The following is a 14444-nucleotide window of genomic DNA, read 5'->3' as shown; positions in this document are numbered from 1 at the left end:
CTGCGGCCGGCCGGGTCACGAGTCGGATCCTTCGAGCGCCATCCGGACCAGTCCGGCGACGTCGAGGTCGTGGATCTCGGCCGCCGGCACCTCGGGGGCCGGGTCGGCGACCGGCGCGGCGGTGTCGTGGCCGAGGCGCAGCAACTGGTCGAGCAGGCCGGCCTGGCGCAGCCGGTCCAGCGGGATGGCCGCGAGCACCCGCCGGACCGTCTCCTCGTCGGCGCCGCCGGCCGGCTCGTCGCCGCCGGGGAACAGCTCCTCGTCGAGGTACGCGGCCAGCCCGGCCGGGGTCGGGTAGTCGAACACCACGGTGGTGGGCAGCTCCCGCCCGGTCGCGGCGGTGAGCAGGTTGCGCAGCTCCACCGCGGTCAGCGAGTCGAACCCGAGGTCGAGGAAGCCGCGTTCCGGCTCGACCGCGTCGACCGAGGGGTGGCCGAGCACCTTCGCCGCGTCGGTGCGCACCAGGTCCAGCAGCGCGTCCCGGCGGTCCTCGGCGGTCAGCGCGCGCAGCTCGGCGAGCCGGTCCCGGCTCTCCGAGCCGGCCGCCGCGACCGGCTCGGCGGCGGCGGTGGCGAGTGCCCGCACGGCCGGCAGATCGGCCAGCAGCGGGCTGGGCCGCAACGCGGTGAACAGCGGGTGGAACGTGGCCCAGTCGACGTCGGCGACGGTGACGCAGGTGTCGTCGGCGGCGAGCGCGTGCCGCAGCCCGGCCATCGCCGGTTCGGGCGGCAGCACCCGCAGGCCGCGGCGGCGCAGTTGCTCCGGCGCGTCGTCGTCGAACATGCCGGACTCGGTCCACGGCCCCCAGGCCACCGACGTGGCGGGCAGGCCGTGTGCCCGCCGTCGCTCGGCGAACGCGTCCAGCGCGGCGTTGCCGGCCGCGTATCCGCCCTGCCCGCCGCTGCCCCAGGTGGCGGCGATGGAGGAGAAGAGCACGAACGCGTCCAGTTCGACGCCGTCGAGCAGTTCGTCGAGCAGCTCCGCGCCGGCCAGTTTCGGGCCGATGACGTACGCCAGGTCCTCCAGCGTGGTCTCGGCCAGCGGCACCACCTCGCTGACACCGGCGGCGTGCACCACCGCGCGCAGCGGCGGCCCGTCGGCGCGCAGGTCGGCGAGGAGCGCGGTCATGGCGGTGCGGTCGGCGGCGTCGGCGCGGGCGACCCGGCAGTCGACGCCGGCCGCGGTCAGCTCGGCCAGCAGGTCGGCCGCGCCCGGCGTGTCGACGCCGCGCCGGCTGGTCAGCACGATCCGTTCGGCGCCGGCGTCGGCCGCCCAGCGGGCCACGTGCCCGCCGAGCGCGCCGGTGCCGCCGGTGATCAGGACGGTGCCGCGCGGCTGCCACGGCGTCGGGTCGCCGTCGGTGGGCGCGGTGGCCAGCCGCCGGGCGTACGTCCCGTCGCCGCGTACCGCGAGCTGGTCCTCGGCGGTGGTGGTGAGCAGCGTGGCGAGCCGCCGGGCGGTGTCGTCGTCCACGGTGGTGGGCAGGTCGACCAGGCCGGCCCAGCGGGCGGGCTGTTCCAGCGCGGCGACCCGGCCGAGGCCCCACAGCGCGGCCTGCCGGGGGCTGGGCGGGGCGTCGCCGACGCCGACCGCGCCCCGGGTGGCGCACCAGAGCCGCGCCGGCGCGTCCAGGTCGGTGAGCGCCTGGAGCAGCCCGACGGTGGCGGCCAGGCCGCGCGGCAGCGTCGGGTGCTCGGCGTGCGGCGTCTCGTCCAGCCCGAGCAGGGACAGGATGTGCACGGGCCCGTCAGCGGTGGCGGCGGCGACCAGGTCGGCCAGCCGGGCGGCCAGCGTGTCGGCGTCGGCGGCGGTGTCGACCGGTTCGACGATGGCCGGCGCGTCGGCGGCGGCGGTGTCGACCGGTTCGGTGGGGGTCGCCGCGCCGAACGCGCCGGCCAGCGTGACCAGGTCCGGTTCGGCGGCCCGGTCGGCGGGCAGCAGCACCAGCCAGCGGCCCGGTCCGTCCGGCGCGGGCCCGGTGGTGGCGTCGACCGGCTCCCAGCGCACCCGGTAGCGGCTGCCGTCCACCACCGACCGTTCCCGACCGCGTCGCCGCCACGCCGACAGCGCCGGCAGCACCGCGTCGAACGGCTGGTCCGGGGCCACGTCCAGCTCGGTGAGCAGGCCGTCCAGGTCCTCGGCCTCGACGGCCGCCCAGAACCGGCGTTCCACGGCGGTGTCCTCGGCGGGCGGCGCGGTCAACCAGGCCGGCGGCTGCGGCCAGTAACGCTGCCTGTCGAACACGTGGGTGGGCAGGTCGGCCGGCTGCGGGTCGGCGTCGGCGTAGAGCGCGGGCCAGTCCACGCCCACGCCGTGCACGTGCAACGCGGCGACCGCGCGCAGCAGGCTGAGCGGTTCCGGCCGGTCCCGGCGCAGCGTGGGCAGCACCGGCGGGACCGGCCCGTGGACGGCCAGCACGCCCTGGGCCGGCGCGGTGAGCACCGCGTCCGGGCCGACCTCGAGGTACGCGGTGCAGCCGTGCTCGCGCAGCGCGGTGACCGCGTCGGCGAAGCGGACGGTGTCGCGGGCGTGCCGGGCCCAGTAGCCGGGCGCGCCGATGCCGGCCACGTCGACCGGCGCGCCGGTGACGGTGGAGATCAGCGGCACGGTCGGCGGGTGGTGCGGCAGCCGGGCGGCGAGCGCGGCCAACTCGTCGAGCACCGGTTCCATCAGCGGGCTGTGGAACGCGTGGCTGACGGTGAGCCGTCGGGTGCGTACCCCTCGGGCGGTCCAGTCGGCGGCGGCGGCGTCGACGGCGTCGGCGGGGCCGGCGACCACGACGGCGGCGGGGCCGTTGACCGCGGCGAGCGCGAGCCCGTCGGCGAGCGTGGCGCGGACGTCGTCCTCGCTCGCGGCGACCGCGAGCATCGCGCCACCGGCGGGCAGCGCCTGCATGAGCCGGCCCCGGGCGGCGACCAGTTCGGCGGCGTCGGCGAGGGTGAGCACACCGGCGGCGTGGGCGGCGGCGAACTCGCCGATGGAGTGGCCGGCCACCGCGTCGGGCCGCAGGCCCCACGCGGTGAGCAGCCGGAACAGCGCCACCTCGACGGCGAACAGCGCCGGCTGGGTGAACTCGGTGCGGTCCAGCAGCGCCGCGGTGTCGGTGCCGGGGTCGGCGTCGAGCAGCGGGTGCAACGGCCGGGACAGGTGCGGGTCGAGCGCGGCGCACGCCTCGGTCAGCGCGGCGGCGAACACCGGGTACGCGGCGGCCAGTTCGCGGCCCATCCCGGGGCGTTGCGCGCCCTGCCCGGAGAACAGGTACGCCACCCGGGGCCGGCCGGTCACCGCGCCGGTGACCAGCGCGGGCGAGTCGTCACCGGTGGCCAGCGCGCGGAGCCCGGCGCGCAGCGCCCGCCGGTCGGTGGCGAGCACCACCGCGCGGTGGTCCAGCGCGGCCCGGGACACCGCCGAGGACCAGCCGACGTCGACCAGCGGGGGCGCGGTCGGCCCGGCGAGCCGGTCGGCCCACGGGGTGGCCTGCGCGGCCAGCGAGGCGGCGGTACGCGCGGACAGCAGCACCGGCACCACCGGCGGCTCCGCCGGCTCCCCGGTCGGCACCGGCGGCTCGGGGGCCTGTTCCAGGATGGTGTGGGCGTTGGTGCCGCTGATGCCGAACGAGGAGACGGCGGCGCGGCGCGGCCGGCCGGTCAGCGGCCAGGGCCGCCCCTCGGTCAGCAGGTCCACCGAGCCGGTCGTCCAGTCCACCTGGTCGCTGGGCGCGTCGACGTGCAGCGTCGGCGGCAGGTAGCCGTGGCGCAGCGCGAGGATCATCTTGATCACGCCGGCGACACCGGCGGCGGCCTGGGTGTGGCCGATGTTCGACTTGATCGAGCCGAGCAGCAGCGGCCGGTCCGCCGGGCGGCCCTGCCCGTACGTGGCGAGCAGCGCCTGCGCCTCGATCGGGTCGCCGAGCCGGGTGCCGGTGCCGTGCGCCTCGACCGCGTCCACGTCGCCCGCGTCGAGCCGGGCGTTGGCCAGCGCCGCGCGGATGACCCGCTGCTGGGCCGGCCCGTTGGGGGCGGTGAGCCCGTTGGACGCGCCGTCCTGGTTGACCGCGCTGCCCCGCACGACGGCGAGCACCGGGTGGCCGTTGCGGCGGGCGTCGCTGAGCCGCTCGACGAGCAGCACGCCGACGCCCTCCCCCCAGCTCGTGCCGTCGGCGCCGGCGGCGAACGCCTTGACCCGGCTGTCCGGGGAGAGTCCGCGTTGCCGGCTGAAGCCGACGAACACGCCGGGGGTGGACATCACGGTGACGCCGGCGACCAGCGCCAAGGAGCACTCGGCGGCGCGCAGCGCCTGACCGGCCCAGTGCAGCGCGACAAGCGACGAGGAGCAGGCGGTGTCGACGGACACGGCCGGCCCTTCCAGCCCGAGCGTGTACGACACCCGGCCGGAGAGCACGCTGCCGGCGTTGCCGGTCATCAGGTGCCCCTCCGCGCCCTCGGCGGTGAGCATGAGGTTGCGGTAGTCCTGGTAGTTGGTGCCGACGAAAACGCCGGTGGGGGTGCCGCGCAGCGTCCGGGGGTCGATGCCGGCGCGTTCGATCGCCTCCCACGAGGTCTCCAGCAGCAGCCGCTGCTGCGGGTCCATGGCGAGCGCCTCGCGGGGCGAGATCCCGAAGAAGCCGGGGTCGAAGTCGGCCACGTCGGGCAGGAAGCCGCCCTGGCGGGCGTAGCTGGTGCCCTCGACGGCGGGGTCGGTGTCGAAGAGCCGGTCGAGGTCCCAGCCCCGGTCGGTGGGGAAGTCGCCGATGGCGTCGCCGCCGGCGGCGAGCAGTTGCCACAGCCGTTCCGGGTCGTCCGCGCCGCCGGGGAAGCGGCAGCTCATCGCCACCACGGCCAGCGGCTCGTCGGGGATGGCCACGGCGGCCGGCCCGTCAACCGGCGCGCCGGCGCCGGTGAGCAACTCGTCGAGGTGCCCGGCGAGCACCGCCGGGTTCGGGTAGTCGAACGCGAGCGTGGCGGGCAGCCGCAGCTCGGTGGCGGTGGCGAGCAGGTTGCGCAGGTCCACCGCGGTCAGCGAGTCGAGGCCGAGGTCGCGGAACGGGCGGGTGACCGGCACGTCGTCGGCGGCGCCGTAGCCGAGCGCGGTGGCGGCGCACTGGCGGACCAGGTCGCGCAGCGTCTCGGTACGTTCGGCGGCGGTTCGACCGGCGAGCTGCCGGGCCAGCGCCGAGCCGGGCTGGTCGGCCGGTTCGGGCGTGACCGGCGTCTCCGGGGGCCGCAGCGCGTCGGTGACCTCGGGCAGGTCACCGAGCAGCGGGCTGGGCCGGACCAGCGCGAACGCGGGCGCGAAGCGACCCCAGTCGACGTCGGCGACGACCACTGTGGGTTCGTCGCGGCCCAACGCCCGGGCCAGCGCGGCGACGGCCAACTCCGGGTCCATGGCGACCATGCCGCCGCGGCGCAGCCGCTGCTGGGCGCGTTCGTTGTCGGCGGGCAGGCCGGCGCCGGCCCAGGCGCCCCAGGCCACGGAGAGCGCCGGGAGCCCGTCGGCGCGACGCCGGTGCGCGAGCGCGTCGAGGTGGGCGTTGGCCGCGCCGTACGCGCCCTGGCCGGCGTTGCCGGTGGTGCCGGCGACGGAGGAGAAGAGCACGAACGCGTCCAGCTCGCGGTCGCGGGTGAGCGCGTCGAGGTGGTCGGCGGCGGCGCTCTTGGGCGCGGCGACGGTGTGCAGGCGGGCCGGGGTGACGGTGTCCACGATGCCGTCGTCGAGCACGGCGGCGGTGTGCAGCACGGCCCGCAGCGGCGCGTCGTCGGGCAGGTCGGCGAGGAGCGCGGCGAGCTGGTCGCGGTCGGTGACGTCGCAGCGGGCCACGGTGACGCGTACCCCGAGGTCGGTCAGCTCGGCGGCGAGGTCGCCGGCGCCGGGGGCGTCGGGGCCGCGGCGGCTGGCCAGCAGCACGTGCGCGGCGCCGGCGCGGGCGGCCCAGCGGGCCAGGTGCCCGCCGAGGCCGCCGGTGCCGCCGGTGATCAGCACCGTGTCGCGGAGCCGGACGGTGTCGTCGGCGAGGTCGGTGCTCCGGGTGAGCCGGCGGGCGTGGGCGCCGCTGTCGCGGACGGCGAGCTGGTCCTCGGGCCCGTCGGCGCCGAGCACCGCGCCGAGCAGCGCGGCGGTGGTGGCGTCGAGCCGGTCGGGCAGGTCGACCAGGCCGCGCCAGCGGGCCGGGTGTTCCAGCGCGACGGCCCGGCCGAGGCCCCAGACGGCGGCGGCGGCCGGGTCGGGGGCGGAATCGGTGTCGCCGATGGTGACGGCGCGGCGGGTGGCGCACCAGAGCGGCGCCTCGACGCCGAGCACGCCGAGCGCCTGGACCAGGTGGGCGGTGCCGGCGACGCCGAGCGTGGTGGCCGGGTGCTCGGGGTGGGCGCGTCCGTCGAGGCCGAGCAGGGAGAGCACGGCGGCGGGCCCGTCGGCGGGCAGCACGGCGCGCAGCCGGTCGGCGAGCGCGGCCGGGTCGTCGGCCGGGTCGACGGGCACGGGTACGGGGTGGGCGCCGACGTTGCCGAGCGCGCCGAGCACGCCGGTGACGAGCGGGTCGTCGACCAGATCGGCGGGGACCGGGACCAGCCAGGCGCCGGTGAGCCGGGTCAGCGGCAGGTCGGGCAGCGGGGTCCAGGTGACCCGGTAGTGCCAACGGTCGGGGTCGGGTTCGCCGTCGCTGTCGGTGACGAAGCGGGGCGGGGCGGGCCAGTACCGCTGGTGGTCGAACGCGTAGGTGGGCAGCGCGACGGTGTCCGTCCGGGTCAGGACGGTGGTGAGGTCGACGGGCAGGCCGATGGTGTGCGCGGTGGCCAGGTTGGTCAGCAGCCGGGTCGGGTCGTCCTCGCCCCGCCGCAGCGTGGACAGCGTGTGCCCGGTGGTGCCGAGGTCATCCAGGATCGCGGTGACCGGCATGGTCAACACCGGATGCGGACTGATCTCCACGAACGTCGTGTGACCGGCCTCGATCGCGGTCCGCACCGCGGTGTCGAAGCGCACGGTCTGCCGCAGGTTGTCGTACCAGTAGTCCGCCGTCATCGTCGCCGGATCCACCCAGTCCCCGGTCAACGTCGACACCAGACGCGTGTGACCCGCCTGCGGCGTCACGCCCGCCAACTCCGTACGGAGCCGCTGCGCGACCTCCTCCACGGCCGCGGAGTGCGACGCGTAGTCGACCGGGATCAGCCGGGCCCGGACACCGTCGGCCTGACACCACTCGACCAGGTCCGCGACCGCCCGCGGCGGACCGGAGACCACCACGGTCGCCGGGCCGTTGACCGCCGCCACCCCGACACCGTCGAAGCCGCCCAGCCGGGCGGTCACCTCGTCGACGGACAGGTCCACCGACGCCATCGTCCCGGTACCGCGCAGCGCCGACAACGCCCGTGACCGCAACGCCACCGTCTTCGCCGCGTCGTCAAGCGACAGGATCCCCGCCACACACGCCGCGCCGATCTCCCCCTGCGAATGCCCGACCACCGCCTGCGGCACGACCCCGACATGCCGCCACACCGCGGCCAGGGCGACACCCACCGCCCACAGCACCGGCTGCACCACCTCGACCCGGTCCAACCACGACTCGTCATCACCGGTCAACACCGACACCAGGTCAACATCGAGATACGGAGAAAGCGCCACCCGACACTCGGCCAACGCCGCGTCGAACGGCGCACACCGACCGACCAGACCGGCAGCCATCCGCGCCGACTGGGCACCCTGACCGGGAAACACGAACACCGGGCCGGCGGGCCGCTCCGCGGTGCCGGTCACGACCGCCGGCGACGGCGTACCCGCCACGAGCGCGTCCAGACCGGACAGCAACTCCTCGGCCGAGGAGCCGAGCACCACGGCCCGCTGGTCGAACGCCGACCGGGTGGTGGCCAGCGACCAGGCCACCGTCGCCGGGTCGGCCGGGTGCTCACGCAGGTGCGCGGCCAGCCGACCGGCCTGCCCGGCGAGGCCGCCCCGGGTCCGGGCGGAGACCGACCAGGCGGTGACGTCGGCGGCGAGCAGCCCCGGGGCGGGGACGGCGGCGGGCGGCGCGGGGGCCTCCGGCGCCTGTTCCACGATGACGTGCGCGTTGGTGCCGGAGATGCCGAACGACGAGACCGCCGCCCGGCGGAGCCGGCCGCGTTCCGGCCACGGCCGCGCCGACGTCACCAGCTCCAGCGCGCCGGACGACCAGTCGATGTGCGGGGACGGCTCGTCGACGTGCAGCGTCGCCGGCACCAGTCCGTGCCGGAGGGCCAGCACCACCTTGATCACCCCGGCCACGCCGGCGGCGGCCTGGGCGTGCCCGATGTTCGACTTCACCGAGCCGAGCAGCGCCGGCCCGGCGTCGCCCCGGTCCTGCCCGTACGTGGCCAGCAGCGCCTGCGCCTCGATCGGGTCACCCAGGTTGGTGCCGGTTCCGTGCGCCTCGATGAGGTCGACGTCGGCGGTGGCCAGCCGGGCGGCGGTGAGCGCCTGGCTGATCACGCGCTGCTGGGCGGGCCCGTTCGGGGCGGTCAGCCCGTTCGACGCGCCGTCCTGGTTGACCGCGCTGCCGCGCAGCACCGCCAGCACCGGGTGCCCGTTTCGGCGGGCGTCGGAGAGCCGTTCCACCAGCAGCCAGCCGACGCCCTCGGAGAACCCGGCGCCGTCGGCGGCGGCGGCGAAGGAGCGGCACCGCCCGTCCGGGGAGAGCGCGCGTTGCCGGCTCGACCCGATGTAGAGGCCGGGGGTGGCCATCACGGAGACGCCGCCGGCGAGCGCCAGCTCGCACTCCCCCGCCCGCAGCGCCTGCGCGGCCAGGTGCAGCGCGACCAGCGAGGACGAGCAGGCGGTGTCGATGGAGACGGCCGGGCCCTCCAGGCCGAGCGTGTACGACACCCGGCCGGACGCGACCGCCGCCGCCCCGCCGGTCATCGAGTGGCCCTCGTCGCCGTCGGGCGACATCATCAGCAGCGTGCCGTAGTCCTGCCCGTTGGTGCCGACGAACACCCCGGTGCGGCTGCCGCGCAGCGTCGCGGGGTCGATGCCGGCGGACTCGACGGCCTCCCACGCGGTCTCCAGCAGCAGCCGCTGCTGCGGGTCCATGGTGAGCGCCTCGCGGGGGCTGATGCCGAAGAACGCGGCGTCGAAGTCCCCGGCCCCGTCGAGGAAGCCGCCCTCCCGGGCGTACGAGGTGCCGGGGTGGTCGGGGTCGGGATGGTAGAGCCGGTCGAGGTCCCAGCCCCGGTCGTCGGGGAACGGGGCGACCGCGTCCCGGCCCTCGGTCAGCAACTCCCACAGGTCCTGCGGGTCGCGGACGCCACCGGGCAGCCGGCAGCTCATCGCGACGATCGCCACCGGCTCCAGTTCCTGGGACTGGGCCTCGCTGAGCCGGCGGCGGGTGTCGTGCAGGTCCGCCATGACCCGCTTGAGGTAGTCGCGGAGCTTGTCTTCATTGGCCATCGGTAGCCGCTTCCTCGCAGGGGACGGGAGTGAGCCGGTGCGGGTCAGGAGAGACCGAGGTCGCGGTCCACCATGGCGAACAACTCGTCGTCGCTGGCATCGCCGAGATGACGGCCGAGGTCGTCGTCGCCGCCGCTGCCCTGGCCGAGCCGGGTGAGCATGGCCTGGAGCCGGACCGTGGCCCGGACCCGGGCGGCCTCGTCGCGGGCCACCACGTCGAGCCCGTCGGCGATCCGGTCGAGGTCGTCCAGCAGCGCGGTCGGGGTGACCACGTCGTCCTGGGCCACCTCGGCGTAGAGGTACTCGGCAAGCGTGGTCGGCGTCGGGTAGTCGAAGACCAGGGTCACCGGCAGCGCCACCCCGCTCGCCAGGCCGAGCCGGTTGCGCAGTTCGACCGCGGTGACCGAGTCGAAGCCCAGTTCGCGGAACGCGCGGTGCTCGTCCACCGACTCCCCGGACGGGTAGTTGAGCACGGCCGCGACCTGGCTGCGGACCAGCGCGAGCAGCACCGCCATCCGGTCGCCGGCGGGCAGCCCGGCGAGCCGGTCGCGCAGCGACTCCGGGCCGTCGGGCACCTCGCCGCCGGTGGTCCGCTCGACCGTCCGCAGCCGGCGGACGTCCGGCAGGTCGCTGATCAGCGGGCCGGGCCGGGTGGCGGTGAACGCGACGGAGAACCGTTCCCAGGCGATGTCGGCGACGGTGAGGAACGCCTCGCCGTGGTCGACGGCCTGGTGCAGCGCGGCGATCGCGGCCTCCGGCGGCATCTCGGGTACGCCGTGCCGGTGCAGCAGCTCACCGAACGGCCCGTCGGCCATGCCGCCGCCGGCCCAGGCGCCCCAGGCGATGGACGTGCCGGGCAGGCCGAGCCCGCGCCGGTGCTGGGCGAGCGCGTCGAGGAACGCGTTGCTCGGGGCGTAGTTGCCGACGCCGGAGCTGCCCACCGAACCGGCGAACGAGGAGAACAGCACGAACGCGCCGAGGTCGAGGTCGAGGGTCAGCTCGTGCAGGTGGTACGCGACGTCCACCTTGGCCGCGAGGACCCGCTCGATCTGGTCGATGCGCAGGTCGTTGATCAGGGCGTCGTCGAGCACCGCGCTGGCGTGCACCACGGCCTTCAGCGGCCGGTCGGCGGGAATGCCGTCGATCAGCGCGGCCAGCGCGTCCCGGTCGGAGGCGTCGCAGGTGACCACGCTGGCGGTGGCGCCGAGCGCGGTCAGGTCGGCGCCGAGTTCGGCGGCGCCGGGGGCGTCCATGCCGCGCCGGCTGGCCACGACGATGTTCTCCACCCCGCTGCGGGCGAGCCAGCGGGCGGCGTGCCCGCCGAGCGCGCCGGTGCCGCCGGTGACCAGCGCGGTGCCGGAGGGCTGCCACGGGTGCGCGGGTCGGCTGTCGCCGAGCGGGACGCGGGTGAGCCGCCGGCCGAGCAGTCCGCCGGGGCGTACCGCGATCTGGTCCTCCTCGCCGGCGGCGGTGAGCGCCGCGATCAGCAGGCCGGCGCTGCGCTCGTCGACCGCCTCCGGCAGGTCGACGAGTCCGCCCCAACGCTGCGGGTGCTCCAGCGCGGCGACGCGGCCGAAGCCCCAGATCATCGCCTGGCCGGGCGAGCGGAGCAGTTCGGCGCGGCCGACCGAGACGGCGCCGGACGTGACCGCCCACATCGGGGCGGCCAGGCCGATGTCGCCGAGCGCCTGGACCAGCGCGACGGTGGCGGCGAAGCCGCCGGGGACGGACGGGTGCATCGGGTGGACGAGTTCGTCGAACGCGAGCAGCGACACCACGCCGGTCACCTCGGTGAGCGTGCCGTCCGCGCCGGTGGTGAGCGCCTCGCGCAGCAGCTTGCCGAGCAGGTCCCGGTCGACGTCGGTGGTGCTCACCGGCAACGGGACGACGGTGGCGCCGGCGGCGGCGAACGCGTCGACGCACGCCTCCTGCCAGGGTTCGACGATGTCGCCGGTGGGCAGCACCACCAGCCAGGTGCCGGCCATGCCGCGGTTGGTGATGCCGGTGAGCGGCTTCCAGGTGTCCTGGTAGCGCCAGCTGTCGATGTCGGACTGGCGACGCTGCTGCCGCCGCCAGCGGTGCAGCACCGGCAGCGCCGGGGCGAGCGCGTCGAGCGCCTGCCCGGCGGGGAGGTCGTCGCCGGCGAGCACCTCGGCGAGGCCGGGCAGGTCGTCGCGTTCGACGGCGGCCCAGAAGCCGCTGTCGTCCGGGGTGCCGTGGTCGGCCGCCTGGTCCTCCCGCTCGGGGCCGCCGCTGCCGTCGAGCCAGAGCCGCTGGTGGTCGAACGCGTAGGTGGGCAGCGCGACGGTGTCGGTCTCGGCGAGGACGGTGGTCAGGTCGACCGGCAGGCCGATGCTGTGCGCGGTGGCCAGGTTGGTCAGCAGCCGGGTCGGGTCGTCCTCGCCCCGCCGCAACGTCGACAGCGTGTGCCCGGCGGTGCCGGTGTCGTCCAGGATCGCGGTCACCGGCATGGTCAGCACCGGGTGCGGCGAGATCTCCACGAACGTGGTGTGTCCCGCCTCGACCGCCGTCCGCACCGCCGAGTCGAACCGCACCGTGCGGCGCAGGTTGTCGTACCAGTAGTCGGCCGTCATCGTCGCCGGGTCCACCCACTCCCCGGTCAGCGTGGACACCAGCCGGGTGTGACCGGGCTGCGGCGTCACGCCGGCCAGGTCGGCACGCAACTGCTGGGCGACCTCCTCCACGGCCGCGGAGTGCGAGGCGTAGTCCACCGGGATCAGCCGGGCCCGGACGCCGTCGGCCTGGCAGGCGTCCACCAGATCGGCGACCGCCTGCGGCGGACCGGAGACCACCACGGTCGCCGGGCCGTTCACCGCCGCCACCCCGACACCGTCGAAGCCGCCCAGCCGGGCGGTCACCTCGTCGGCGGACAGGTCGACCGACGCCATCGTTCCGGTGCCGCGCAGCACCGCCAGCGCCCGCGACCGCAACGCCACCGTCTTCGCCGCGTCGTCGAGCGACAGGATCCCCGCGACGCACGCCGCGCCGATCTCGCCCTGGGAGTGGCCGATCACCGCGTCGGGCGTGACGCCGGCCGCGCGCCAGACGGCGGCGAGCGCCACCCCGACCGCCCACAGCACCGGCTGCACCACCTCGACGCGGTCCAGCCAGGACTCGTCGTCGCCGGTCAGCACCGACACGAGATCGACGTCCAGGTGGGGGGCCAGCGCCGTCTGGCACCCGGCCAGCGCGGTGTCGAACGGCGCGCACCGGCCGACCAGGCCGGCGGCCATCTGAGCGGACTGGGCGCCCTGGCCGGGGAAGACGAAGACCGGGCCGGCCCCGGCGGCGGACGCCGTACCGGTGACCAGGTTGCCGGCCGGCAGGCCGGCGGCCAGTGCGTCCAGGCCGGCGAGCAGGTCGGCGGGGTCCGCGCCGACGACGACGGCGCGCTGGTCGAGCGTGGACCGGGTGGTGGCCAGCGACCAGGCCACGGAGGCCGGGTCGGCGGGGTGGGCGCGCAGGTGCGCGGCCAGTCGGGCGGCCTGCCCGGCGAGCGCGCCCCGGGTCCGGGCCGACACCGGCCAGGCGGTGGGCCCGGCGGCGAGCAGGCCGGCGCGGCGCGACGCGGGGGCGTCGTCGGCGGGCGCCTCGGCCGACTCGGCGGCGGAGGGGCGGTACTCCTCGACGATGACGTGCGCGTTGGTGCCGCTGACCCCGAACGAGGAGACGCCGCCACGGCGGGGCCGGCCCAGTTCCGGCCACGGCCGGTTCTCGGTGATCAGCTCCACCGCGCCGGCGTCCCAGTCGACGTGCGGGGACGGCTCGTCCACGTGCAGCGTCGCCGGCAGCGTGCCGTGCCGCAGTGCCATCACCATCTTGACCAGCCCGGCCACGCCGGCGGCGCTCTGCGTATGGCCGATGTTCGACTTCACCGAGCCCAGCCAGAGCGGCCGGTCCGCGGGCCGGTCCTGCCCGTACGTGGCGAGCAGCGCCTGCGCCTCGATCGGGTCGCCGAGCGTGGTGCCGGTGCCGTGCGCCTCCACCAGGTCGACGTCGGCCGCGCCGAGCCGGGCGTCGGCCAGCGCGGCCCGGATGACCCGCTGCTGGGAGGGGCCGTTCGGGGCGGTCAGGCCGTTGGACGCGCCGTCCTGGTTGAGCGCGCTGCCGCGGATCACGGCGAGGATCGGGTGGCCGTTGCGTTCGGCGTCGGCGAGCCGTTCCACCACGACGACGCCGCCGCCCTCGCCCCAGCCGGTGCCGTCGGCGCCGGCCGCGAACGCGCGGCACCGCCCGTCGACGGACATGCCGCGCTGGCGGGAGAAGACGATGAACACACCCGGCGTGGCCATCACGGTGACGCCACCGGCGACCGCCAGGTCGCACTCGCCGCGGCGCAGCGCCTGACCGGCCAGGTGCAGCGCGACGAGCGACGACGAACAGGCGGTGTCGACGGTGACGGCGGGGCCGTTGAGGCCGAGCGTGAACGAGATCCGGCCGGAGGCGACACTCGTGGTGTTGCCGGTGCCGAGGTACATGTCCACGCCGTCCGGCACGTACGGCAGGCCCATCCCGTAGTTGGAGGTGCTCAGCCCGACGAAGACACCGGTGGCGCTGCCGCGCAGCGACAGCGGGTCGATGCCGGCCCGCTCGATCGCCTCCCAGGACGTCTCCAGCAGCAGCCGCTGCTGCGGGTCCATGGCGAGCGCCTCGCGGGGCGAGATGCCGAACAGGGCCGGGTCGAAGTCACCGGCGCGGTCGAGGAACCCGCCGACCCGGGTGTAGCTCTTGCCGGGCTTGTCCGGGTCGGGGTCGTACAGCCCGTCGAGGTCCCAGCCCCGGTCGTCGGGGAACTCGGTGAGCGCGTCGCGCCCGTCGGCGACCAGGTCCCACAGTTCCTCCGGGGACCGGACGCCGCCGGGGAACCGGCAGCTCATCGACACGATGGCGAGCGGTTCGGTGTCCCGCGCCTCGACGGTCTGCAGCTTGCGCTTCGTGTCGTGCAGGTCGGCGGTCACCCGCTTGAGGAAGTACCGCAGCTTGTCGTCGTCGCTCATCGCGTCCCTGCC

General features: G+C 76.4%; 2 protein-coding genes. Both read right to left on the bottom strand.

Annotated elements, in window-relative coordinates:
• Positions 1-15: 15 nt before the first annotated feature.
• Positions 16-9462, bottom strand: a complete 9447-nt coding sequence (locus ACIA6B_RS01445) for a type I polyketide synthase (protein WP_396770209.1) — start codon at positions 9460-9462, stop codon at positions 16-18.
• Positions 9459-14393: a type I polyketide synthase gene (locus ACIA6B_RS01440; protein ID WP_396770207.1), complete on the bottom strand. Its 4935-nt coding sequence runs from the start codon at positions 14391-14393 to the stop codon at positions 9459-9461. Before ACIA6B_RS01440 ends, ACIA6B_RS01445 begins: the two co-directional genes overlap by 4 nt.
• Positions 14394-14444 lie beyond the last annotated feature (51 nt).

It is taken from the genome of Micromonospora sp. NPDC051141, from assembly GCF_044455765.1.
GTDB lineage: Bacteria > Actinomycetota > Actinomycetes > Mycobacteriales > Micromonosporaceae > Micromonospora.
The sequence above is the reverse complement of the archived record's forward strand: the minus strand, read 5'-3'. Positions and strand labels throughout refer to the sequence as shown.